This is a genomic window from Syntrophaceae bacterium, from assembly GCA_013177795.1.
In the GTDB taxonomy this organism is placed as follows: Bacteria; Desulfobacterota; Syntrophia; order Syntrophales; family UBA2192; genus UBA2192.
Window position 1 is genome coordinate 381,099 of record JABLXY010000004.1, and the last position, 21,809, is coordinate 402,907.

General features: G+C 65.9%; 24 protein-coding genes. 9 read left to right on the forward strand and 15 right to left on the reverse strand.

The features are described 5' to 3' along the window. Window positions 1–213: 213 nt before the first annotated feature. Window positions 214–1,116 (forward strand): DUF362 domain-containing protein, encoded by a 903-nt coding sequence (locus tag HPY67_15910; protein ID NPV06199.1) that lies wholly within the window; start codon window positions 214–216, stop codon window positions 1,114–1,116. Further along, window positions 1,109–2,698 carry a 4Fe-4S binding protein gene (locus tag HPY67_15915; GenBank protein ID NPV06200.1) on the forward strand — a complete coding sequence of 530 codons (1,590 nt, stop codon included), beginning with the start codon at window positions 1,109–1,111 and terminating at the stop codon, window positions 2,696–2,698. The genes HPY67_15910 and HPY67_15915 overlap by 8 nt, the downstream gene beginning before the upstream one ends. Window positions 2,699–2,761: 63 nt before the next feature. Here the strand turns inward: HPY67_15915 and HPY67_15920 are convergent, their stop codons facing one another. From HPY67_15920 to HPY67_15930, 3 genes are all read right to left on the reverse strand, one after another. Then, complete coding sequence (locus HPY67_15920) at window positions 2,762–3,211, reverse strand: hypothetical protein (GenBank protein ID NPV06201.1); 450 nt, start codon at window positions 3,209–3,211, stop codon at window positions 2,762–2,764. Window positions 3,212–3,280: 69 nt separating this feature from the next. Then, window positions 3,281–3,592, reverse strand: coding sequence for a hypothetical protein (locus HPY67_15925; GenBank protein NPV06202.1), 312 nt, complete (start codon window positions 3,590–3,592; stop codon window positions 3,281–3,283). Between the two features lie 76 nt (window positions 3,593–3,668). Then, window positions 3,669–3,845, reverse strand: coding sequence for a hypothetical protein (locus HPY67_15930; GenBank protein NPV06203.1), 177 nt, complete (start codon window positions 3,843–3,845; stop codon window positions 3,669–3,671). A gap of 169 nt (window positions 3,846–4,014) precedes the next feature. Here HPY67_15930 and HPY67_15935 point away from each other — a divergent pair, with 169 nt between their 5' ends. Together HPY67_15935 and HPY67_15940 are read left to right on the forward strand one after the other, a co-directional pair. Then, on the forward strand, window positions 4,015–5,055 hold the full coding sequence (locus tag HPY67_15935; protein NPV06204.1) for a DUF362 domain-containing protein: 1,041 nt from the start codon (window positions 4,015–4,017) through the stop codon (window positions 5,053–5,055). Window positions 5,056–5,173: 118 nt separating this feature from the next. Continuing rightward, the gene (locus tag HPY67_15940; protein NPV06205.1) at window positions 5,174–6,124 is read left to right on the forward strand and encodes a diguanylate cyclase; all 951 of its coding nucleotides are present in this window, start codon (window positions 5,174–5,176) and stop codon (window positions 6,122–6,124) included. Window positions 6,125–6,194: 70 nt separating this feature from the next. Here HPY67_15940 and HPY67_15945 read toward each other — a convergent pair whose 3' ends face one another. Next, window positions 6,195–6,617: a DUF1893 domain-containing protein gene (locus HPY67_15945; GenBank protein ID NPV06206.1), complete on the reverse strand. Its 423-nt coding sequence runs from the start codon at window positions 6,615–6,617 to the stop codon at window positions 6,195–6,197. A 137-nt stretch (window positions 6,618–6,754) separates the two neighbouring features. Then, window positions 6,755–7,855 carry a DUF362 domain-containing protein gene (locus tag HPY67_15950; GenBank protein ID NPV06207.1) on the reverse strand — a complete coding sequence of 367 codons (1,101 nt, stop codon included), beginning with the start codon at window positions 7,853–7,855 and terminating at the stop codon, window positions 6,755–6,757. 117 nt (window positions 7,856–7,972) lie between these two features. On the opposite strand from HPY67_15950, the gene HPY67_15955 reads away from it, so the two are divergent. From HPY67_15955 to HPY67_15975, 5 genes are all read left to right on the forward strand, one after another. Next, window positions 7,973–9,037 carry a tetraprenyl-beta-curcumene synthase family protein gene (locus HPY67_15955; GenBank protein ID NPV06208.1) on the forward strand — a complete coding sequence of 355 codons (1,065 nt, stop codon included), beginning with the start codon at window positions 7,973–7,975 and terminating at the stop codon, window positions 9,035–9,037. A 204-nt stretch (window positions 9,038–9,241) separates the two neighbouring features. Beyond that, the gene (locus tag HPY67_15960; protein ID NPV06209.1) at window positions 9,242–9,379 is read left to right on the forward strand and encodes a redoxin domain-containing protein; all 138 of its coding nucleotides are present in this window, start codon (window positions 9,242–9,244) and stop codon (window positions 9,377–9,379) included. A gap of 30 nt (window positions 9,380–9,409) precedes the next feature. After that, the gene (locus HPY67_15965) at window positions 9,410–9,826 is read left to right on the forward strand and encodes a redoxin domain-containing protein (GenBank protein ID NPV06210.1); all 417 of its coding nucleotides are present in this window, start codon (window positions 9,410–9,412) and stop codon (window positions 9,824–9,826) included. After that, window positions 9,823–10,752 (forward strand): 2-dehydropantoate 2-reductase, encoded by a 930-nt coding sequence (locus tag HPY67_15970; protein NPV06211.1) that lies wholly within the window; start codon window positions 9,823–9,825, stop codon window positions 10,750–10,752. The genes HPY67_15965 and HPY67_15970 overlap by 4 nt, the downstream gene beginning before the upstream one ends. Window positions 10,753–10,764: 12 nt before the next feature. Beyond that, window positions 10,765–11,319, forward strand: coding sequence for a cysteine hydrolase (locus HPY67_15975; protein NPV06212.1), 555 nt, complete (start codon window positions 10,765–10,767; stop codon window positions 11,317–11,319). 15 nt (window positions 11,320–11,334) lie between these two features. Here HPY67_15975 and HPY67_15980 read toward each other — a convergent pair whose 3' ends face one another. The 10 genes from HPY67_15980 to HPY67_16025 all read right to left on the reverse strand — a co-directional run bounded on the left by HPY67_15980 (window position 11,335) and on the right by HPY67_16025 (window position 21,734). Further along, window positions 11,335–11,859 carry a C_GCAxxG_C_C family protein gene (locus HPY67_15980; protein NPV06213.1) on the reverse strand — a complete coding sequence of 175 codons (525 nt, stop codon included), beginning with the start codon at window positions 11,857–11,859 and terminating at the stop codon, window positions 11,335–11,337. A 19-nt stretch (window positions 11,860–11,878) separates the two neighbouring features. Continuing rightward, window positions 11,879–14,008, reverse strand: a complete 2,130-nt coding sequence (locus HPY67_15985; protein NPV06214.1) for an adenosylcobalamin-dependent ribonucleoside-diphosphate reductase — start codon at window positions 14,006–14,008, stop codon at window positions 11,879–11,881. 62 nt (window positions 14,009–14,070) lie between these two features. Further along, window positions 14,071–15,081 (reverse strand): type I glyceraldehyde-3-phosphate dehydrogenase, encoded by a 1,011-nt coding sequence (gap, locus tag HPY67_15990; GenBank protein NPV06215.1) that lies wholly within the window; start codon window positions 15,079–15,081, stop codon window positions 14,071–14,073. Between the two features lie 75 nt (window positions 15,082–15,156). Further along, window positions 15,157–15,720, reverse strand: a complete 564-nt coding sequence (locus HPY67_15995; protein ID NPV06216.1) for a GAF domain-containing protein — start codon at window positions 15,718–15,720, stop codon at window positions 15,157–15,159. Between the two features lie 251 nt (window positions 15,721–15,971). Then, window positions 15,972–16,601, reverse strand: a complete 630-nt coding sequence (locus HPY67_16000) for a hypothetical protein (protein NPV06217.1) — start codon at window positions 16,599–16,601, stop codon at window positions 15,972–15,974. A gap of 57 nt (window positions 16,602–16,658) precedes the next feature. Next, a complete protein-coding gene (locus tag HPY67_16005) occupies window positions 16,659–17,588 on the reverse strand; it encodes an MCE family protein (protein NPV06218.1) in 930 nt (309 codons plus the stop codon). Between the two features lie 16 nt (window positions 17,589–17,604). Next, entirely contained in the window at window positions 17,605–18,366 is a 762-nt protein-coding gene (locus HPY67_16010; protein NPV06219.1) for an ATP-binding cassette domain-containing protein, read from the reverse strand. A 16-nt stretch (window positions 18,367–18,382) separates the two neighbouring features. After that, entirely contained in the window at window positions 18,383–19,498 is a 1,116-nt protein-coding gene (locus tag HPY67_16015; protein NPV06220.1) for an MlaE family lipid ABC transporter permease subunit, read from the reverse strand. Window positions 19,499–19,549: 51 nt separating this feature from the next. Continuing rightward, window positions 19,550–20,116 (reverse strand): hypothetical protein, encoded by a 567-nt coding sequence (locus tag HPY67_16020; protein NPV06221.1) that lies wholly within the window; start codon window positions 20,114–20,116, stop codon window positions 19,550–19,552. Between the two features lie 184 nt (window positions 20,117–20,300). Next, window positions 20,301–21,734 (reverse strand): DegQ family serine endoprotease, encoded by a 1,434-nt coding sequence (locus HPY67_16025; GenBank protein ID NPV06222.1) that lies wholly within the window; start codon window positions 21,732–21,734, stop codon window positions 20,301–20,303. Window positions 21,735–21,809: the final 75 nt, after the last annotated feature.

Below are 21,809 nucleotides of genomic sequence, written 5' to 3' on the forward strand. Positions count from 1 at the left end.
AGAATAAACCCGGTCCTTCAGTATTCCCGGCACCTCGGCGCGAGGGTTCTGCACAATCGTCGCAGAACCGCTTCACGACCCGATTGTCCCGGGCGGGAAATCTCGTGCGGACGTTATCACATGGGCGACCGGCTGGAAAGCAGAATCTCCTTTTCGATTTACCTCGTTCGGCTGATCATGGTAATTTAATATATTGAAGCCGAGAGGTGTTGCATGAAAAGGCGCGACTTTCTGAAATGGACGGCCGTTTCCTCCGCGGGGCTTGCGCTTCCCGTCAGCCTCCCCATGCTGGGGCGCATCGCGCAGGCTGCGCAGTGGCCGGACCTCGTCGTTGCCCGGGGGACCCCGACACCGCAGGTCGTCCGGGCGGCCCTGGATGCCATGGGGGGGATGAAGCGCTTTGTCGCCCGGGGCGATGTGGTGATCCTGAAACCCAACATCGGCTGGGACCGCACACCGCAGTACGCGGCGACCACGAACCCGGAGGTCGTGGGCACCCTGGCGAAGCTGTGCTTCGAGGCGGGTGCGAAGAAGGTCCGGGTCTTCGACAACACCGTCAACGACGCAAGACGCTGCTACAGGCAGAGCGGGATCGCCGATGCCGCCGCCGCGGCGGGGGCCGAGATGGTTGTCATGGACGGCCGGAAGTACAGGGACGTCAAGATCAACGGGACGGCGCTGAAGTCCTGGCCCCTCTACGGCGAGATCTTCGAGGCGGACAAGCTGATCAACGTTCCCATCGCCAAGACCCACAGCCTTTCGGGGCTGACCCTGGGCATGAAGAACTGGATGGGGGTCATGGGGGGCGTGCGGTTCCGCGTCCACCAGCGCCTCGACGAGAGCCTCGTCGACCTGTGCCGTGTCATCAAGCCGACGCTCACCGTGCTCGACGCCGTCCGGATTCTCACGGCCAACGGGCCGACCGGGGGCGATCTCGGCGACGTGAAGCGGCTGGACACGGTCGTCGTCGGTGTGGACCCGGTGGCTGTCGACGCCTTCGGAGCCACCCTCTTCGGCATGAAGCCCGCCGACATCGGGCATGTGAGGCTCGCGGCGCAGGCGGGCCTCGGGGTCATGGACCTCTCGAAGCTGCAGATCAAGAGGATCGGTGTCTGAGTTGACCTTGACGCGCGCGCGGCGCATCGTCCAGGGGTTTTTCCTGGCCCTCTTTCTCTTTCTCTTCATCCAGACGGAGTCGAAGGGGACTGACGAGCTGGGATGGCCCGTGAAGCTCTTTCTCGACTTCGACCCCCTGATCGTCCTGACGACCTTTCTTGCCGCGCACCGCGTGGAGGGGCTCTTCTGGCTTTCATTCATCCTCGTGGGCCTGACGCTTGTGCTCGGGAGGGTTTTCTGCGGCTGGGTATGCCCCCTGGGCACGCTGAACAATCTGGCGGGCAGCCTGCGGAAGAAGCGGCCCAAGGCGCCCGGGCCCGGGTGGTTCCGGGTCAAGTATTATCTTCTCATCGGCCTTCTCGCCTCGTCGCTCTTCGGCGTGCAGCTGGCCGGCATCCTGGACCCCATCTCGCTGACCATCCGCTCCTTCGCGCTGGCCCTCTACCCCGCGATGAGCTACGCGGCCGCGTCCCTCTTCGACGCGCTGTACCGGCTGAACCTTCCTGCCGTCACCCCCGCCTCGGAGGCTCTCTACGCCCTGCTGAAAAAGACGCTCCTTCCCTTCCAGCAGCCCTGGTTTGCGCAGGGGACCTTCATCGGCCTTCTCTTTCTCGGCGTCCTTGCGCTGAACCTCGTGCAGCGGCGCTTCTGGTGCCGGTTTCTCTGCCCGCTGGGGGCCCTGCTGGGCCTGCTGTCGCGCTGGTCCATCCTGCGCCGGAGCGTGAGCGAGGAGTGCGATTCCTGCGGGGCCTGCGCCGGGGTCTGCCAGGCCGACGCCGCGCCGGCCGCAAAGGAGAAGGGACGGGCCGCGGAGTGCCTCGTCTGCAACAATTGCGATGACATCTGCCCGAAGAACGCCGTGCGCTTCGGCTTTACGAAGGGGCGCCCCGCGACAGGCCTCGACCTGGGCCGGAGAAACGTCATGGCGGCGTTCTTCGCGGGCGCCTTTGCCGTGCCCCTGCTGCGCATCTCGCCGCTTGCCAGGCCGCGGATGTCCGATGCGAGGCTCATCCGCCCGCCGGGGGCGCTCGAGGAAGGAAAATTCCTGCAGAGCTGCGTGCGCTGCGGGGAGTGCATGAAGGTCTGCATCACGGGCGGGCTCCAGCCCACATGGCTGGAGGGCGGTCTCGAGGGGCTCTGGACGCCCGTGCTCGTGCCGCGCATCGGGTACTGCGAGTTCAACTGCACCCTCTGCGGCCAGGTCTGCCCGACCGGGGCGATCCGCAGGCTGCCCCTGGATGAGAAACAGCGGGTGCGGTTGGGGCACGCCGCCATCGACAGGGGCCGCTGCCTGCCCTTCGCCCACGCCACGCCCTGCATCGTCTGCGAGGAGACCTGCCCGACGCCGAAAAAGGCCATCTGGCTCGAGGAGGTGACGGTGCGGGACCGCGGGGGGAGGCCCGTCCGGCTGCAGCAGCCCCACGTGGACCTCACGGCGTGCATCGGATGCGGGGCCTGCGAGAAGCACTGCCCCGTGGTGGGCCAGCCTGCCATCTACGTGACGGTTGCAGGCGAGTCGCGCTCGCCGGAGCATCAGCTCCTTCTGCTGGACCCGGCCGGGTCCGCATCGCCCGGGACATGAGCCGAACGAAAAAGCCCCGCAGGCGGCCGCCCGCGGGGCTTTCCTCTTTCGCGACGATACCGGTTATTTCTTTGCTTTCTGCAGCTCCCCGTAGCGCCGGATGATGACGAAGATTCCCTGGTCGAAGACGCGGATCGTGCGGTTGAGCGTCTCCACCGCCCGGTGGGCGTCGACGGCAGTGACGAAGAGCGCCTGGAATTCCGCGAAGAGCCAGATGTGCCGCCTCATCATGATCAGGGCATAGATGGCCTCCTCCATGGGGACGCCTCTCCGAAAACACTCCTCGGCATAGTCTGCGAAGTATTTTTCCAGCTTCTTGTACGGCTTCTCGTCGAAATAGACGACACGGAAGTTCCTGTAGAAATCGAGGGCGAAGGCAGTGCAGCTCTCCGACTGCTGCACGTGGAACCAGGGCGTGTGAGGGTTTGTCCTGACGGCCTTGCACCACTGGGCTGCAATCTCTTCGGCGTGCCGCTCCGTCACCTCGAGCAGCTTGTCGGCGAATGCGTACATGTGCGGCTCCCTCCTGATCGTCGTTGTCGTTTCGTCCGGGTCCCTCGTGGGGTTCACGTATGCGCGGGATCACGCACGCAGGTCGATGAGGCCCCCTTTGCGCGGCTTCGAGCCGATCTCGAAGGTGCCTTCCCGCGAAAGACGGTACGTGGGGGACTCGTCTTTCTGCAGGATGGTGCGGCAGAGGTCGATGACGACGGCACCGTGCGCAGGGTCGTGAACAACTGCGAACCCGTCCGGGGGGACATGCGGGGGCTGCGGGAAATGGCCGCGGCGGCCTTCGCCGGATCCCGCCGGGACCAGCGCCCCCGCAGGGCTGACGCCCTGCACGGCGGTCGCCCGATCGGGATGTCCTGTCCCCGTCGCACCGTCGATTCTCATCCAAAACCTCTACGACGGACCCGTCGCCAAAGAGGGGCCGCTCCACCCAACCCCGCCGCCGAACGGGCGTTTTCGCTCAGCCCTGCTTCTTCGAGAAAAAGTTCATGAGAAAATCGGTCTGTGCCGGGGACAGATCAAACTTGAGGGCTGCCTCTTCGATGAGTTTTGCCTTCGTTTTGCCGGTATCCAGGTTGTCGGAGATCCACTTGATGGCACGCCTGATCTCCTCTCCCTCGGGCATTATCTGGGACATGGTCTTCCCCCTCCCCTCGAGAAATGGCCGGCCCCCGTGACAAAGAACCGGCCGTTGCGCCCAATATAACGAAAAGGCCCCGTTTTGTAAAGAGAATACCGCAAACGCCACTTGGCAAACCGCGTTTTTTTCGGTATGGTTTTGCCAACACGGATCAGGGGGTTGCGCGATGGCCGCTGCCGTCTATTTTTCCGAGACATTCGGCGACGATGCAATCGGCCGCCTCTTCGACAAGGCCCTGGCCGACACGGGAGGGCGGATCGGAAAGGAGGATCGAGTCGCCGTCAAGCTGCACTTCGGAGAGGAGGGAAACACCCGTTTCGTCTCCCCGGCCAACCTGCGGCCCCTTCTGGTTCGCCTGGCCAGGCAGAATGTCAATCACTTTCTCACTGATGCCAATGCCCTCTACCGGGGCAGGCGCCACAACGCGACGGACCATCTGGAGCTTGCCCGCAGGCACGGGTTTGGCGCCCTCGGGGTGCCCATCCTCATTGCCGACGGGGAGAGGGGAGAGGAGGAAACGGCAGTCCCGATCGCGGGGAAGATTTTCAGGACCGTGCGGATCGCCCGCCGCATCGCCGAGGCCCGGGCCCTCGTCGTCGTCTCCCACTTCAAGGGGCACATCCTCTTCGGGTTTGGGGGGGCCATCAAGAACCTAGGCATGGGGTGCGGTTCCCGGGCAGGGAAGCTCGAGATGCACTCCACCCTGAAACCCTCGATCGGCGAGGGCTGCACCCTGTGCGGCCGGTGCGTCGAGGTCTGCCCCGCAGACGCGATCCTCCTGGGGGAGGACAGGGCCGTCATCGACCCCGGGAAATGCGAAGGGTGCGCGAGCTGCATCGCCGCCTGCGAATTCGACGCCGTCGAGATTCCCTGGATGGCCCTGGCCTCGAGCGCCGTCATGGAGAGGACAGCCGAGTATGCCCTGGGGGCCGTAAACGGGAAACCCTGCGTCTGCGTGACCTTTGTCAACAACATCGCCAAGGACTGCGACTGCATGGCCGACAGCGAGCTCATCGGGCGCGACGTGGGCATCGTCGCCTCCGTCGACCCCGTGGCCTGCGAGCAGGCCGCCTTCGATCTGGTGAAGGCCCGGCATGGCGACGTCGACATCTTCAAGAACGCGACGCGGATGGATGGGACCCACATCCTCGCCTATGCCGAGTCCATCGGGCTCGGCCGACGGGACTATTCGCTGATCCGGCTGTGAGGCTGCCGGGAAAGGGTCTTGCACAGGGCATGCGCCCTGCGATGAAGCGGGTACGGTTCGTGCATCAGGGTTCTGAGTCGTCCGGGGCCGACCCGGAAATCTTCCCCCGCCAGGCATCATGGAAAACAACGGACAGAGCGAGAACAAGACCCGTATTCTGATCGTCGACGACCACGTCGAGCTTCGCGACATGCTGCGGGAGGCGATGGTCATTTACGGTTACGAGTGCCTGACGGCAGGCAACGGCCGCGAGGCCCTGGAGTGCCTGGCCGTCAATGCCGTTGACGTGGTGCTGACGGACATCAAGATGCCGGAGATGGACGGCCTCGAACTCACGGAGCACATCAAGCAGCATCACGACGTGGGTGTCATCGTGATAACGGGCTACACCGACGACTACAACTACGAGGACATCATCACGAAGGGGGCAAGCGACTTCATGGTCAAGCCCGTGGCCATCCCCGAGCTGGATCTTCGGATCAAGCGCGTGGTGAGGGAGAAGGCCCTCCTTCGGGAGCGCAACCTCGCCATGGAGAAGCTCAGGGAGAGCGAGCAGCGGTACCAGGAGCTGAGCATCACCGACGGCCTGACGAAACTGTTCAACTCGCGCCAGTTCTATGCGGTCCTGCACGGCGAGATCGAGCGCTCCAACCGCTACGACCACCCGCTCACCGTGCTGATGCTCGACATCGACGATTTCAAGAAGTACAACGACACCTACGGGCATCTCGAGGGCGACCGCGTCCTGTCGCGGTTCGCCGAGATCCTACGCGATTGTCTGCGCCAGACCGACTCGGCCTACCGGTACGGCGGAGAGGAGTTTGCCGTCATCCTGCCGTCCACGAAGGGCGAGCAGGGGATCATCACGGCCGAGCGCGTTCGGCTCGCACTGAAAAACGAGATCTTCAGACCGCGCCCCGACACCGAGATCCGGGTCACCGTGAGCATCGGGCTGGCCCAGCACGCCAAGAATGAAGAGATGATGGACTTCCTGCGCCGGGCGGACCAGAACCTCTACAGGGCCAAGGCCGCCGGAAAGAACCAGGTCTGCTTCACGCAGACGACCTGACGCCCCGTCCCTCTCCCCCGCGAAGATCCAAACCGGCCGCCTGAGGGGGAATGCCCCGGCCGCCCGCGGTTCATGTGAAGAGGGCGTCGATCTCCCTGAGAAATTGATCCGGGTCTTCCGTCGCCGAGGCCTTCTGTTCCATGGGGCAGGGGGCCGTCCGCTCGCGGTTCAGGAGGATCGGCACGACCTCGCCGGCGGTGAGCGGGACGTCGCGGCGCTCCAAGAATGCCGCGGCCCCGGCGGAAGCCCTCCGGGCGACGATCCGGGCGATCATCCCCGAGGCGACGGTGAGCTTCGCCGCCGCCAAGCCGATGGCGCGGTCGTGGAGCTCGCAGCCGCGATAGAGTCCCCGGCAGGCCCGGATGCACTCCACGAGGGGCCGAAGCCCCTCCTTCCCGGAAGAAAAGACCATGCGGTCCCCGTCGAAGAGGGCCAGGCTGTAGCGGTCGAAGTCGGGCGTCGGCATACCGGGTACCGTCTGGAGGTCCTGCAAACCGGGAGGCCTCCGCTCCCCGTCGGGAAGCGGAATCCGGCCAGCACCGATTTCGGGGCCCCACCGTGTGCATCCCTTTTCAACAGAGCTTTACCGTACCACGGCCGTCCCCGGTTTTGCACCGGGTTTGTTTTCGATCACGGCTTCCTGTCGGTCAAGGTCCTCACGAGCCTCGCGGGGAGGGACTCGTGGATCCGCAGCGCCCCGCGGGGGCAGACCTCGAGGCAACAGAAGCAGCGGATGCATGCCGCGTAGTCGAACCGGATCCGGTTTCCGTCCGTGGTGATGGCCTTCGCCGGGCAGTATTCCCGGCACTCCCCGCACAGCGTGCAGGCGTCGTCATCGGCGACGGGCTTGGCGACGAGCCGCTCCCGCAGAAGTCCCGCGAGCCTGCCCGATGCACGGATGCCGGGGATCTCGTAGTCTCCGACCTCGGGGAGCACCCCGTCGATCTCGATCTCCCCGCCGGCCATGCCCAGTTGCCGGGCGGCCCGGTTCGTCGGCAGCGCCTCGGGGTCCATGCCGACGAGGGTGCAGACCGCGCGGTCGACGGCGACCGTGTCGGCGCTTCCCATGAGAACCCCGAGGCGGCGCGGCCTTCCGCTCTTGCCGGGCCCCTCGCCCTCCATGGCGAGGATGCCGTCCAGGAGGGTCACCGCCGGGTTCACGGTGCGGCAGATCTGGACGAGAAGACGCGCGAAGAGATCGCGGTTGACACCCGCCCGCATGTGCCACTCGGGCTTCCGCAGACCGACGACGCAGCCGAAGAGGTTCTTCACCCCCAGGGTGAGCTGCATCATCCCGTGGGTCTTGAGCTTGGGGAGGTTGATGACGATGTCCGCGTCGAGGGCGTCAGCGGCCAGGTCGATCGTGCCGAAGGGCTCGCCGATGTCGACCTTCCGGGATGCGGAAAACTCGGCGCACTCCACGTCGAGTCCCGCCAGGGCATCGCGCGTCCCGCTGGTTTTCAGGATCCGATCGAACGAGCCCAAGGCCGGGCTGTCGCCGATCCGGACCCGCCCCCCTCTTGCCAGGGCGTATTCCGCAACCGCCCGGATGACGAGCGGGTGCGTGAGCATCGCGTCGCCCGGCTTTGCCGGCGAGAGAAAGTTCGGCTTGATCAGGACGCGCCGGCCCGGCGCGATCCCGGCGCCCCCGACGGCATCGAGGATCCCGAAGACCGCCGGTTTGAGCCGGTCGTAATCGTACGTCGCCTGCCGGGCGATGACCTTGGACATTTTTCTCCCTGCGCCCTGGACCTCGTGGCATCATACCAGAGCGCGCCGCCGCGGTGAAGCCCCGGAGTCCCTTGTGCTGGGTCACTGCCTGTGTTAAGAGAGCCGACGGAGGCACCGATGGGGGTTCCCGGAAATTTCGTAACGCTGACGCACATCGCCATGACGCGGGTCCTGCCCGCCGTGCACCGGTTTCTCGCGGGGTGGAGGGAAAAGGCGATGAAGATCCCCGACCCCGAGCTTCGGCACCAGGCCCTCATGAGCATCGGGAACAAGACCTTCCACTGCGAAGGCGGCGGGATCTACACCCTGCTTGCGGGGGAGCACGCCCGGGAGACGATGCGCTTCATCGTCGCCTACCAGACGATCAGTGACTACCTCGACAACCTCTGTGACCGGGGGACCTCGCGCGACCCGGAGGATTTCCGGGCCTTGCACACGGCCCTGGCGGATGCCCTGACCCCTGGGGCCGAGCCCGGCGACTACTACCGCTGCCGTTCGGAAAAGGACGACGGGGGCTACCTGCCCGCCCTCGTCCGGACCTGCCAGAACGTCCTGAAGGATCACCCGGCGCAGGGGCGGATCGCCCCGCACCTTCACGAGCTCGCCGGCTATTACCGCGAGCTGCAGGTGCACAAGCACGTGGCGGCCGGGGAGGTCAGGCCGCGCCTCGAGGCGTGGCATGCCGGGTACCGGGACAGGTTTCCCGGTATCCGCTGGCAGGAGTTCTGTGCCGCCTCGGGCTCCACGCTGGGGGTCTTCTCTCTCGTCGCGCAGAGCTGGGCGGGCGAACTTTCCGATGAGGCCCTGCAGGGGATCAAGGAGGCCTATTTCCCGTGGGTTCAGGGTCTCCACATCCTGCTCGACTACTGCGTGGACCGCGACGAGGACCGCTTGGCCGGGGAGCTGAACTTCTGTGATTACTACCGCGACGAAGGCGAGATGGCCGAGCGGTTCATCCATTTCTACCGGATGTCGGACCGGGCGCTCGGCGGGCTGCCGAACCCGGGGTTTCAGCGCATGCTGCTCAAGGGCGTGCTCGCGGTGTACCTCTCGGACGTGAAGATGAGCCGCCAGGGCAGCCGCGCGAAGAGACTCTCCAGGCGGCTCCTTCGGGAGGGCGGACCGCTGGCCTGGTTCTTTTTCGCCAACTGCTGGATCTATCGCCGGGCGAGGAATACCTGACGGACCCCGGCAGGAGGTCAATCCGTCAGGCCGGGAAAGGAAGAAGGTGAGAGGGAAAGACGGGTTGATGGATGCCCCTGCAGCCTGGCCGGAAAGCCGGAAACCCGTTTTGCCTTTTCCAGATCCATGCTAGATTGTTCAAAAATGCGGCCCCGGCTCACCCCGTGCCGCCTGATTCAATTCGGCTTGCAAAGGAGGATGTGCATGAAACTCAAGGTCGGACAGAAAGCCCCCAACTTCACCCTGCCGAGTCATCTCGACAGGAAGGTGACCCTCTCGAAGTGCCTCGGCAAGGGCCCTGTCGTCATCGCGTTCTTCCCCCTGGCCTGGACGCCGGTCTGAACGAATCAGCTTCCCTCGTACGAGGCCGAGATGGCCAAGTTCGAGGAGCTCAATGCCCAGGTCCTGGGCATCAGCGTCGATCACGTCCCCTGCCTCAAGGCCTGGGCGGAGAGCCTCGGCGGGATTTCCTTCCCGCTGCTCAGCGATTTCTGCCCCCAGGCCGCCGTTGCGAAAAAGTACGGCGTCAAGAGAAAGGAGGGGTTCTCGGAGCGGGCGATCTTCGTCCTCGACAGGTACGGGATCATCCGCTACATCGACATCCACGACATCGACGACCGGCCCAAGAACAAGGTCCTGTTCGCCGAGCTCAAGAAGGTGATCCGGCTGGAAAGCGAGCTGGAGAAGGTCGCAGCAGCGAAACGAAGACCCGGGGCGAAAAAGGCCCGCAGGGAAACGGGCCCCCTACGCCCCTCGTCGATTGAAAAGAAGTCACCCAGGCAGCCATGAACCCTCCCATTGAAACCATCGCCATCATCGGCGCCGGGGCCCTCGGGGCGGCCTACGGCAGCATCCTCTACGACATGGACCCGAAGTGCGTCTGCTTCATCGCAGGCGGCCCCCGGTTCGAAAAGCTGAAGCGCGACGGCGTCGTCGTGAACGGCAGGCGCTACGCGATCGCCGTGGTGAGACCCGAAGAGGCCGCCCCGGCGGACCTGCTCATCGTGGCCGTCAAGCACTACCATCTGGACCAGGCCATCGCCGAGATGAAGCATGCCGTCGGCCCCGCGACGACGGTCCTCTCCGTCATGAACGGCATCGACAGCGAGGAGCGCATCGGCGCGGTCTACGGCATGGACCGGGTGGTCTACGGCCTCACCCTCGGGATCGACGCCGTGCGGGAGGGCAACAGCGTCCGCTACACCAACCAGGGGCGCATCTTCTTCGGCGAGGCGAAGAACCCCTCCATGACGGAACGGGTCCGGCGCATCCACGAACTGTTCGACCGCGCAGGGATCGCCCACGTGATCCCCCCGGACATGATCCGCAGCCTCTGGTTCAAGTTCATGGTCAACGTGGGTGCCAACCAAGCCTCGGCCGTCCTGCGGGCGAATTACGGGACCCTCCGGACGTCCCCCGAGGCCAGGGAGCTCATGGATTCAGCCATGCGGGAGGTCATCGCGCTGGCCGGGGCCCTGAAGGTGGATCTCTCCGAGAAGGACATCGGGGAATGGTACAAGGTCCTCGAAGGGCTCGGCGCAGACGGCAAGACCTCCATGTTCCAGGATGTCGAGGCCGGGCGGAAAACCGAGGTGGAAATGCTTGCCGGAACGGTCATCGAACTCGGGGAGCGTCACGGGATTGCGACGCCGGTGAACCGGCGCCTCTTCGACGAACTGAAACGGATCGAGGCCGAATCGGGGGCGAGGGCCTGAAAGGGGGCGTTCATGAAGCGGGCGCTGCTGCTGGTGGACATCCAGAACGACTACTTCACGGGCGGGGCCATGCCGCTCGTGGGCATGGAGGCGGCGGCCGGAAAGGCAAGTATGCTCCTTGAACTGTTTCGAAATCGGTCCGAGCCCGTCTTTCACATCCGGCATGTCTCGAAGCGCCCCGGGGCGACCTTCTTCCTGCCCGGGACGGAAGGGGCCGAGATTCACCCCGCCGTCGAGCCGCTTCCGGGGGAGCCGGTGCTGACCAAGGTTTTCCCGAACAGCTTCCGGGGCACGGACCTCCAGGACTTGCTGCGCAAGGAAGGAGTGGGGCATCTCGTCATCTGCGGCGCCATGTCCCACATGTGCATCGACGCCACCGCGAGGGCGGCCTTCGACCTGGGGTTCCGGTGCACCGTCGTCGAGGACGCCTGCGCCACGAGAAATCTCGCCTTCAAGGGAGAGTCCGTCCCGGCCTGGGCCGTCCACGGCGCCTTCATGGCGGCCCTGCAGGGGATCTACGCGGAGGTGGTGTCGGCCGGCGGGTTCATGACATCCGTGCAGGGCTGAGGCGGCCGGGGCCCCTCACTCCTCCCGGTAGAGCGGGAACAGGTTGGCCGCCCCTGTGCCTGCCGCACCGCCGGATTCGGCAAGGATCTCCTCGAGGATCTCCGCCGCGCCGCGCACGTACCCGGGGCAGACGGTCCGGAAGATGTTTTTCTGCCTTGCGACGGCAAGCCCCTCGGGCCTGCTCACGTCGACCCCCATCAGTTCCCGGCACTCCAGCGACCCATGGCGCCGCCTGAACATCTCCGCGAAGCGGCGCACGACCTCGTAGGAGCGCTCCTTCTGCTGCTGGTCGTCCGCCCTCGTCATGCCGTGGAGAAGGCCGATGACCATGTAGGCCCCCGTCACGGCCCCGCAGGTCCCCGCCATGCGGCCCATGCCGCTGCCGAACCCGCCGGCCACCTTCAGCGCCGTCTCGCGGTCCATTCCCAGTTCCGGCCCGTAGGTCGCCAGGATCGCCTGGGCGCAGCTGAAGCCGCTCTGATGCCGTTTTACCGCTTCTTCGACGCGCCGCTCTTTCACCTCAGCTTCCTCCCCTTTCATCTTTGCCCTGTGCCTTCGCTCAAAACGCGCACGTCCCCGTCATGCATCCGCCGGCGAATTCGGAATCCGCCGCCACGAGATCCTCCTCGAGGATCACGGGGCCACCGTCGGCCCCCCGGAAGGACAGGACCTGCTCGGCCCGGCTCCCGTAGCGGTAGACCGTGATCCCCTTGCACTTGAGCCGGTGGGCCATGAGGTAGATGTTGCGCACGTCGTCGATCGTGGCCTCCGCGGGCAGGTTGATCGTCTTGGACACCGAGTTGTCGCAGTGCTCCTGGAAGGCGGCCTGGATCCGCAGGTGCTGCTCGGGTTCCACGTCGAAGGCCGTGACGAAGACCCGCTTGACGTCCCGCGGGATCCCCCGGATGCGGCGCAGGGTCCCCCAGCGGGCGATCTCGGCGAGAATTTCCCGCTTGTAGATCCCCCGGGCCCGGGCGACGGTCTCGAAGATCGGGTTGATCTCGAAGAGCCGTGTGCCCGACAGGACGTTTCGAACGTAGCTGATGGCGAACAGCGGCTCGATGCCGCTCGAGCAGCCGGCGATGATGCTGATCGTCCCCGTGGGGGCGACGGTGTTGACCGTGGCGTTCCGGAGGGGCAGGTTTTTCCGCGCGTAGACCGACCGGTCGTAGTTCGGGAAGACGCCCCGCTCCGCGGCCAGCTGTGACGAGGCCTTCAGCGACTCGCGGCGGATGAAGGCCATGAGCCTGCGGGCGAACGTCTCCGCCTCCCGGGAGTCGTAGGGAATGCCCAGGCGGATGAGCATGTCGGCAAAGCCCATGATCCCCAGCCCGATCTTGCGGTTTGCGCGGGTGATGGCGGCGATCTCCTCGAGGGGGAAGTTGTTGACCTCGATGACGTCGTCGAGGAAACGGACGCCCCAGCGGATCGTCTCGGCCATCCGCTCCCAGTCGGGCCTGCCGTCCCTGACCATCCGTGCCAGGTTGATGGACCCCAGGTTGCAGCTCTCGTAGGGCAGCAGCGGCAGCTCCCCGCAGGGGTTGGTGGCCTCGATCCGCCCCAGGGCGGGGGTGGGGTTGCGGCGGTTCACCGTGTCGGTGAAGATGAGCCCCGGGTCGCCCGTGCGCCAGGCGCCGTACACGATGAGGTCGAAGATCGTCCGGGCCCTGACCGTCCGGTCCTTTTTCCCCGTCCGGGGGTTGATGAGGTCGAAGCCGCCGTTTCGGCGGACGGCGTCCATGAAGCGGTCCGTGACGGCCACGGAGAGGTTGAAGTTGGCGAAGCGGCCCCTGTCGATCTTGGCCTCGATGAACTCCATGACGTCGGGGTGGTCGCATCGCAGGATCCCCATGTTGGCCCCGCGGCGCCTTCCCCCCTGGACGATCACCCCCGTGGCCGCGTCGAAGATGCTCATGAAGGAGACCGGCCCCGAGGCCTCGCCCTTGGTCGTTTGAACGAGGTCCCCCTTGGGCCGAAGGTGCGAGAAGCTGAAGCCCGTTCCCCCGCCGGACTGGTGGATCTTGGCCATGTGGCGCAGGGCCCCGAAGATCCCGTCGATCGAGTCGTCCACGGGGAGCACGAAACAGGCCGAGAGCTGGCCCAGCGCCGTCCCTGCGTTCATGAGGGTGGGGGAGTTGGGCAGGAAGGTCAGCTCGCGCATCATGTCGTAGAAGGTCTCCTCGGCCTCGGTGGCCGAGACGGCCGACCGGAAGCGCTTCTCCGCCCCGGCCACGTGGCGCGCCACGCGGCGGAAGAGCTCGCCGGGGGTCTCGACGACGTTGCGCCCGTCGTCCTTGATGAGGTAGCGCTTCTTCAGGACCTCCATGGCGTTGATGGGGAATTTCAGGTCGTCCCGCAGCCCCAGCGCCGCCTTGGCCTGCCTCATCTCGGCGCGGCGCTCGCGGTAGAGGATGTAGGCCCGCGCGATGGGGCCGTAGCCCGCCTTCATGAGGCCCTGCTCGACGAGGTCCTGGACGGCCTCGACGCCGGGGGTCGCCCTGCGGTACAGGCGGCTGACGTCGGTGAGCACGGTGTCGGTCACCGCCTCGGAGACGGCGATCGATTTGAGCCGGTCCTGGAGGACCTCGAAGGCCGCCCGCTCGACGGCGTAGCGGATCTTTTCCTTCTCGAAGGGGACGACGGAGCCGTCGCGCTTGCGGATCTTGCGGGGGAGGGTCAGCTTAGGCATTGCGGTCTCCATTTGTCTGCGGCCGTTTCTCCAGCCATGTGCCTTTCGCCGTGCGCCTTCTTTCATAGTCCCCTGCCCGCGATGTAGTCTGCCAGGTCCGCCACGCGGCACGAGTAGCCCCACTCGTTGTCGTACCAGGCCACCACCTTGGCCATGTTGCCGCGGAAGACTTGGGTGAATTCCATGTCCACGATGGAGGAGTGCGCATCGCCCTTGTAGTCCATGGAGACCAGGGGCTCATCCTCGCAGGCCATGATGTCCTTGAGCGCCTTTCGCGACGCCAGCCGCAGGACCTCGTGCAGCTCTTGTGTCGAGGCCGGTCTCCTCAACTCGGCGGTGAAATCGGCCACGGAGACCGTCGGCGTGGGGACGCGCAGGGAGTAGCCGTCGAAGCGCCCCTCCAGGTCGGGGATGATCAGGGCCAGCGCCCGCGCCGCGCCCGTCGTCGTCGGGATGATGTTGCAGCCCGCCGCACGGGCCCGCCGGAGGTCCTTGTGGGGCAGGTCGAGAATCCGCTGGTCGTTCGTGTAGGAGTGCACCGTCGTCATCATCCCCTTCTCGATCCCGAAGGCCGCATGGACGACGCTCACCGGGGGGGCGAGGCAGTTTGTCGTGCACGAGGCGTTGGAGACGATGTGGTGCTTCTTCGGGTTGTAGGCCCCGTGGTTGACGCCCATCACGACCGTGATGTCCTCGCCCTTGGCCGGGGCCGAGATGATGACCTTCTTTGCCCCCGCCTCGAGATGGGCCCGGGCCTTCGCGGCATCCGTGAAGAGGCCCGTGCTCTCGACGACGATCTCGACCCCCTCGTCGTCCCAGGGGATCTGGGCGGGGTCGCGGAAGGCGAAGCTCTTGACGGATTTGCCGTTGATGACAAACTCGTCCTTTCCCTCGGTCACGGTCCCGGTGAACCGGCCGTAGTTGGTGTCGTACTTGAAGAGGTGCGCGTTGGTCTCCACGTCGAAGAGATCGTTGACCGCCACGACCTGCAGCGTGTCCGGGTGGCGCTCGAGGATTGCCTTGAGCACCTGGCGCCCGATCCGTCCGAATCCGTTGATTCCGATCCGTGTCATGTTCTTCTCCCTGGCTGGCTGAAATCTTCGTCCCTGGAACCCTTTGCCATGAGCCCTTCGCCTTCTGTTTGCCTTTCAGTTGTCATCGATCCGGTACTTGTGCTCGACCAGCAGGTCGAAATTTGTCTTGAGGGCGCTGTAGAGGCGCGCGTTGTCCAGGGCGATGGCGCTGAGGTTGGCCACGGCCTCGAGAAACCGGATTTCCTGCCTGTCGAACTTCCGCTCCTCCCTCGTGTACACCCGGAGCACGCCGATGACCTTCTTGCCCACCTGCAGGGGGACGACGAGGACGGAGCGGATCCCTTCCCTTTTGGCCTCGGCGTTGTACTGGAACCCTTTGTCCGACTGGGCGTCGCGGACCCAGATCGTCTTTCCGCCCAGCGCCTTGCGGTCCACGCCGCTTTCCCGGACCAGCACGGGCCCCTTGACGAGGTATCCCTTCGACAGACCGCAGGCCGCCCCCATCAGCAGCCGCCTGCCCCGCGCGTCGAGAAGCCGGATGGCGCAGGCCTTCACGCCCATGGCCTCCGTCACGCAGCAGGCGATCCTCTCGAGGACCTCCGCGGGCTCCAGGGAGGCGTTGACCACCTTGGCCACCTCGTAGAGGGCCGTGAAATAATCTTTTTCCCTGTTCGTCATGGCATCCCCCTTGTCCGGCGTTTTTCGCATCGGGGCCCCTTCCCTTCGCGGCGCCCCTTGGCATGGTTTATGCTGATTAAAGTGATTGAATGGGTCAGGCCCTTGAGGGCCTGCACCGGTCTCCTTTTTCTCCTCCTTTGTGAAGCCCCTGTCCCTGCGGACCGGGGTTTTTCACGTGCCGTCGGAGGCACTTCCCCCAGCCCCGGATCCATACCGGCGTTGACCGGGGGAGGGAGAGCCCTCCGGAACGCTCAGGGCGCCTTGGCGTTCTTCGACTCGACGACGGCCCTGTGCAAGTCCGCCAGGAGGGCCGCGGAGAATTTCTGCATGGCCCCGCTCATGGCCTCGGCCAGCGCCCGCGCCGATTTCTCCTTCATGGCTTCCTCGACGGCATAGGTTTTCTGCAAGACGACGCGCTGCGTGATCTCCTGCCGGGTCGTGTCCAGCAGCGTCACGTCGGCGGCCAGACGCGCTGCCGGGCCCCCTGCCCCCTCGGTTTCCATGAACTCGGTGACGGCGCCTGCCAGGACGAAGCGCCCCTCGCCGGAGTCATCGTAGCCGAGCACGGCCTTGAAGGCGCCCGAGGCGCGCAGGTCCCTCAGCACAAAATCCGTCACCATGTCGCCCGGCGTCACGCGCCATCGCTCCCGGCTGTAGGTCCCCCGTTCGTAGGGCGAAGGCCGGTAGACCATGGCCGTCCCCGCGAAGGCCCGGGCCGTGGAGAAGGGCTCGACGCGGATTGCGGCGTCGATCTTCGGCTGGCCGGCCGCCGCAGGCGGGGGGTACTCGGGAAGATACTGCTTCACGACATAGGTCGACTTCCCGCCCCCGCAGCCCACGATGACCATGCATGCCAACAGCAAGTATGGGAGCCGCTTCATCACTCCTCCCTCATTCCGAGCTTCTTGACTTCGCAACTTCTTAATTTCCTTCTTTTTCTAGTCCCGCCGGCCCGCCGGAGACTTGCCTCCGAAAAGGAGATCCGAGGGGTTCGATTCCAGCCTCTCGAGGAGCCTCTCCAGGGTCTCCGAGGCCCGCCGCAGGTTCTCGCTCATGAGCTGGACATCGCGGGCCGTCGTCCTCGATGCTCTCGTGAAATGATCCACGGCCCGATTGGCCTTTTCGGCCGTCTCGGCAAGCCGCAGGGCCCTGATCTCGTCGCGGGTCGCTGCGATCAGGAACCGGGCCTCGGCCAGGGCCGCCCGCGTCTCGTCGGCGATCCCCTCGAGCCGGCCCTCGGCCGTCACCTTCTCCACCCGGGCCGCGACCCGGTCGAGGTTGGACGACATCGACTCCAGGTTCGCCAGCACCCTCTGTGTCCGGGGGCCGGACAGGAGATCCTCCGCGGCCTTCGCCGAGCGGGTGATGCTCTTTGAAATCCCTTCGAGATCGACCTGCTTGATCTTCTCGACGATCTCGTCGATGCTGGAGACGATCTGGCGGATCTGCGACGGCCTCGAAGGGATGATCGGGAACTCGGAGGCAAAGTCCAGCCTGGGCGATTGGTCGGGTTCGTCGGGGTCGCGGCGGTCGAGTTCGACGAAGACGATGCCCGTGATCCCCGCGACCCTCAGCGAGGCCACCGTGTTCTTCTCCACCTCGTCGCGCAGCCGGATCTTCATGACGACCTCGATGAGGCGGTTGTCGGGTGCCACCCGGATGTCCTCCACCCGTCCCACATCGACGCCCCGGTACTTAACGGCGGAGTCCCGCTGGAGCCCCTGGACGGACTCGTCGAAGTAGCTGACGTAACGGGACCCCTCTTCGAAGTACTTCGAGGCGCCCACCCAGATGACGGCGGCCACCCCGAGAAGGACGCCCGCGGTCACGAAGATGCCGAGGGCCCTGTTGGATACCTGTCTGGCCATCGCAAACGTTCTCCCTCTAGTACGCCTGGCGGTTGAAGAAACGGTTGACCCGGGGGTCCGTGGAGTTGTCCCGGAGATCCTGCGGCGTCCCCCGGGCGATGATGCCCTTGGCGTCCTTGTGCAGCATGATGACCCTCTGACCGAGACTGAAGATCGAGGCCAGTTCCTGCGTGACGAACACCATCGTCGTCCCGATCCCCTCGTTGAGGCTCCGGATGAGGATGTCGAGCTCGGCGGCGGTGACAGGGTCGAGACCCGCCCACGGCTCGTCGTAGAACAGGAACATGGGGTCCAGCGCCATCGCCCGCGCGAGCCCCGCGCGCTTCCGCATGCCCCCGGAGAGCTCGGAGGGCATGTGGTTGTCGTATCCCGCCAGCCCGACGAGGCCGAGCTTCATCCGGACGATCTCGCGGATCAGTTCAGGCGGCAGGTCGGTGTACTCCGCGAGCGGCAGGGCCACGTTCTCGGCGATCGACATGGACCCGAACAGGGCGTCGGCCTGAAAGAGCACGCCGATCTGTCTGCGGACCCGGCGCATGGTGTCTTCGTCGGCCCGCGTGATGTCGACGCCGTTGATGACGACCCGGCCCGCGGCGGGCTGGAGGAGCCCGATCATGTGCTTCAGGAGCGTCGACTTCCCGCATCCGCTGCCCCCGAGCATCATGAAACGCTCTCCCCGGTAGACCTCGAAGCTCACGTCCTCGAGGATCGTCACGTCGCCGTATCGCGCGGTGAGCCCCTCGACGATGATGACCGGGTCGCTGTTCGACGATGCCATCCTTGCTTCACCCCTGTCAGTACCGGATGTAGTGCAGCATGATGGCGAAGGCCGAGTCGGCCACGATGATCAGGAAGATCGCCGACACCACGGCCGAGGTCGTCGACTGCCCCACCCCCTCGGCCCCTCCCCGTACCTGGAACCCCCGCTGGCAGCCGATCCCGGCGATCAGCGCCGCGAAGACGACCGCCTTGACGAGGCTCGTGGTGAAATCGAAGACCCGGATGCTGGCCTTCGTCTGCTGGATGTAGGTGAAGGCCGTGAGATCGAGCCCCGTGATGCCCACGATGAGGCCGCCGAGGATGGCGAAGAAGTCGGCGTAGACGGTCAGGATGGGCACGACGATCATCGCCGCGAGCACCTTGGGGACGGCCAGGAACCGGATCGGGTCGAACCCCATGGTCACCAGCGCGTTCACCTCGTCGTTGACGACCATGGTGCCGATCTCGGCGGCGAAGGCCGAGCCCGACCGCCCCGCGACGATGATGGCCGTCATGATCGGGCCCAGTTCGCGGACCATGGCGATGGTGACGAGGTTGGCCACGTAGAGGTTGGCCCCGAACTGCTTGAGCTGCAGCGAAGACATGAAGGCCATGATGAGGCCCAGCAGGAGGCTGATGAGCGCCACGATGGGAAGCCCGTCGGCGCCGGCCCGTTTCATGGTGAATTTGACTTCGTCCCAGCGCACGCTGCGCGGGTGCGCCAGGCAGTAGGCGAGGGCCGAGACGAGGTCGCCGACGAAGGACATGATTTCCAGGAAGTCCCGGTACTGGCGACGGGCCAGCTCACCCAGCTTCTCTATGACGAGAGGCCTTTCGGACTCGGGCCTCAGCGGCGGCCTCTGCAGCGCCTCCCGGTCGATGAGGCTCAGAAGGCCGTGGTCCTTCTCGGACACGCCGAGGAGCTCGAAGGGGATCCCCCTGGACCGGGTAAGGTTCTCCATCTCGATCAGGGCCAGCGCCCCGGCGCTGTCGAGGTACTCCACGCCGGAGACGTCGACGGCGATCTTCCGGGGCTCGAGGCGCACCGGAATGGCCTGGAGCTCCGCCATGAGGGGCTCGAGGTCCGCGAGGGCGAGGCGGCCTGCAAGCCGCACCGTTGCCTCCGCACCCCGGGTGCCCTCGACGCTCATCCTGTATCCGGCAGTTCGATTTGCAGACATGGCTCCCGTTGTAGGCGGGGCTCAACGGCCCAGGTCGACCCGCTGGAATTCCTCTTCGGTCAGACCGTGACGGTTCGAGAGATCCTCCCGATCGAACGTCAGCACGAGGAGCCCCACCGCCTCGCCCCGCCGCTCCAGGGGGATCGCCACCACGTAGAGCGCCGAGCGGTCCTGCAGGTAGAGCTTCGTCTTGACGATCCTGCGTTCCTTCAAGGCCTTTGAGACCGCGTCGTATCGCGAATAGTCGAGGCGGCGAAACGGCGCACCGGGCGTAGCGGAGGCAAGGGTGATGCCCTGGCGGTCCAGGACGGTGATTCCGCAGGCAAAGGGGCGGCCGCTCTCCCGGGCGAGCGAGCAGGTCTGTTGCAGGATGCGCCCGGCGGCCTGGGGTTCGCGGTTGGCCGCGGCGTCTGTCAGGGAAGCCGACAAGGCCTCACGGGCCGCCAGGACCTCTTTCCGGAAGGCTTCCTCGGCCTTCGAGGGGCCGGGTGCCGGGGGGGCGCACGCCGATGCGGACGCCGCCGCAAGAGCCAGGATCGCGCCCAGAAATCGCATCCCGGGCCTTCGCGCCGCCGGGTAAGCTGCCACGTTACATCCCCTTGGAAAGAGTCGGGCGCGCGGCTTCGTCCGCGCCCGGATTTGCAGTATAGCAAAAAGGGGTTTCGAATTCACGGATTCTTGAGGGGGCGGCGTGTGCGGCTGCCCGGAAACAGGCAGGGGCCGCCGATTGTCGCCGGCGGCCCCCGTCGTCGGGTGTTCTTCCCGTTGCGGCTCATCGCAGCCTGATCTGGAGCGATCCCCTGTCCCGGGTGCGCCCGTCCACGATCGAAACCAGGATCTGCTCCCCCGGCTTCACGAGGGCGAGGGCCGCCGAGAGGTCCTGGGCGCTCGAGAGCGGCATCTCGTTGACCTCGAGGATCACGTCCCCGGGTTCCAGCCCCGCCCTGGCGCCGGGGCTTCCCGCCTCGACGCGGGTGATGATGACGCCCTGGCCCGGTCGGAGCTTCAGGCGCGAGGCCTCCCTGGACGTCACGGGCCTCACGGTGACGCCCAGGCGCTCCTGGATCGGGACGGCGGATGCCTGGGCGCGGCTCTCCATGGATTCGATCCGCAGGGGCACATCGCGCTTCTTCCCTTCGCGGAGGATCGTCACCCGCACCTCCTTGCCGATGGGCGATGCGGCCGCCTCGTTGCGGAGCTGCGAGGCGTCGCGGATTGGCTTGCCGTTAAACGCGACCACGACGTCGCCCTGCTTGAGCCCCGCCCTCTCCGCGGGACTGGCCTTGTGCACCTCCGAGATCAGGGCGCCCCGCGTGGTCTCGATGCCCATGGTCTTGGCGAGGTCGTGGGTCAGGTCCTGCACGGAGACGCCGAGCCAGCCGCGCTCGACCTTTCCCTTGGCGATCAGTTCACGGGAGATATAGGTGGCCATGTTGCTCGGGATTGCAAAGCCGATACCCTCGAACCCGCCCGATGTGGAGGCAATGGCGGCATTCACCCCCACCACCTCCCCGCGCAGGTTCAACAGGGGCCCGCCGCTGTTCCCCGGGTTGATGGCCGCATCGGTCTGGAGGAAGTCCTGGTAGCCGGAGGGGTCCGTGATCCCCCTGCGGTGCTTGGCGCTGATGATTCCCGTCGTCACCGTCTGGTCGAGGCCCCGGGGGTGGCCGATGGCGACGACCCACTCGCCGACCTCCACGGCGTCCGAGTCGCCGAATCGTACATGAGGAAGGGGCTTGCCGGCATCGATCTTCAAGACGGCAAGGTCGGTCTTGGGGTCTGTCCCCACGACGCGGGCCTCGTACCGGGTGCCGTCGGCGAGAAGCACCTGGACCTTCGAGGCGCCGCCGACGACGTGGTTATTGGTCAGGATATGCCCCTTGGCATCGGTGATCATTCCCGTGCCGAGCCCTCTCATCTCCCGCTTGTACCTCCGGGGCGCCTGCTGCGGGTCCTGGAAAAAGCGAAAGAACGGGTCCCCTTCGAAGGGCAGCGTGGGGCGCCGGACCTCCTGGGTCCGGGTCACTTCGATGTGGACCACGGCAGGGATGTTCTCCCTTGCGATCTGGATGATGGCGGTGCTGAGATCCGGGGCGCCCGCCTTCTGGGCGGCGGCAATACCCGGGAACACGACGGCGAACAGGATCATTCCCAGTAGGGTTGCGACCACCCGCCGGGTCGATTTTGCGTATCTCGGGTCTTTCATCGTGTGTCTCCATGATGGGATTGTTTTCCCGTCCCGGGGGCCGCTGCCGGGCCCCCATTGCGGAGATTTCACGTT

What these genes read in the sequence shown, in the direction of transcription:
- HPY67_15975 (NPV06212.1), top strand. Translation starts at nt 10,765, where the DNA reads ATGAAGCGGGCGCTGCTGCTGGTGGACATCCAGAACGACTACTTCACG.
- HPY67_15940 (NPV06205.1), top strand. Translation starts at nt 5,174, where the DNA reads ATGGAAAACAACGGACAGAGCGAGAACAAGACCCGTATTCTGATCGTC.
- HPY67_15985 (NPV06214.1), bottom strand. Translation starts at nt 14,008, where the DNA reads ATGCCTAAGCTGACCCTCCCCCGCAAGATCCGCAAGCGCGACGGCTCC.
- HPY67_16015 (NPV06220.1), bottom strand. Translation starts at nt 19,498, where the DNA reads ATGAGCGTCGAGGGCACCCGGGGTGCGGAGGCAACGGTGCGGCTTGCA.
- HPY67_16010 (NPV06219.1), bottom strand. Translation starts at nt 18,366, where the DNA reads ATGGCATCGTCGAACAGCGACCCGGTCATCATCGTCGAGGGGCTCACC.
- HPY67_15995 (NPV06216.1), bottom strand. Translation starts at nt 15,720, where the DNA reads ATGACGAACAGGGAAAAAGATTATTTCACGGCCCTCTACGAGGTGGCC.
- HPY67_16025 (NPV06222.1), bottom strand. Translation starts at nt 21,734, where the DNA reads ATGAAAGACCCGAGATACGCAAAATCGACCCGGCGGGTGGTCGCAACC.
- HPY67_15935 (NPV06204.1), top strand. Translation starts at nt 4,015, where the DNA reads ATGGCCGCTGCCGTCTATTTTTCCGAGACATTCGGCGACGATGCAATC.
- HPY67_15965 (NPV06210.1), top strand. Translation starts at nt 9,410, where the DNA reads ATGGCCAAGTTCGAGGAGCTCAATGCCCAGGTCCTGGGCATCAGCGTC.
- gap (NPV06215.1), bottom strand. Translation starts at nt 15,081, where the DNA reads ATGACACGGATCGGAATCAACGGATTCGGACGGATCGGGCGCCAGGTG.
- HPY67_15970 (NPV06211.1), top strand. Translation starts at nt 9,823, where the DNA reads ATGAACCCTCCCATTGAAACCATCGCCATCATCGGCGCCGGGGCCCTC.
- HPY67_15930 (NPV06203.1), bottom strand. Translation starts at nt 3,845, where the DNA reads ATGTCCCAGATAATGCCCGAGGGAGAGGAGATCAGGCGTGCCATCAAG.
- HPY67_15955 (NPV06208.1), top strand. Translation starts at nt 7,973, where the DNA reads ATGGGGGTTCCCGGAAATTTCGTAACGCTGACGCACATCGCCATGACG.
- HPY67_15960 (NPV06209.1), top strand. Translation starts at nt 9,242, where the DNA reads ATGAAACTCAAGGTCGGACAGAAAGCCCCCAACTTCACCCTGCCGAGT.
- HPY67_15980 (NPV06213.1), bottom strand. Translation starts at nt 11,859, where the DNA reads ATGAAAGGGGAGGAAGCTGAGGTGAAAGAGCGGCGCGTCGAAGAAGCG.
- HPY67_15925 (NPV06202.1), bottom strand. Translation starts at nt 3,592, where the DNA reads ATGAGAATCGACGGTGCGACGGGGACAGGACATCCCGATCGGGCGACC.
- HPY67_15910 (NPV06199.1), top strand. Translation starts at nt 214, where the DNA reads ATGAAAAGGCGCGACTTTCTGAAATGGACGGCCGTTTCCTCCGCGGGG.
- HPY67_15950 (NPV06207.1), bottom strand. Translation starts at nt 7,855, where the DNA reads ATGTCCAAGGTCATCGCCCGGCAGGCGACGTACGATTACGACCGGCTC.
- HPY67_16005 (NPV06218.1), bottom strand. Translation starts at nt 17,588, where the DNA reads ATGGCCAGACAGGTATCCAACAGGGCCCTCGGCATCTTCGTGACCGCG.
- HPY67_15920 (NPV06201.1), bottom strand. Translation starts at nt 3,211, where the DNA reads ATGTACGCATTCGCCGACAAGCTGCTCGAGGTGACGGAGCGGCACGCC.
- HPY67_16000 (NPV06217.1), bottom strand. Translation starts at nt 16,601, where the DNA reads ATGAAGCGGCTCCCATACTTGCTGTTGGCATGCATGGTCATCGTGGGC.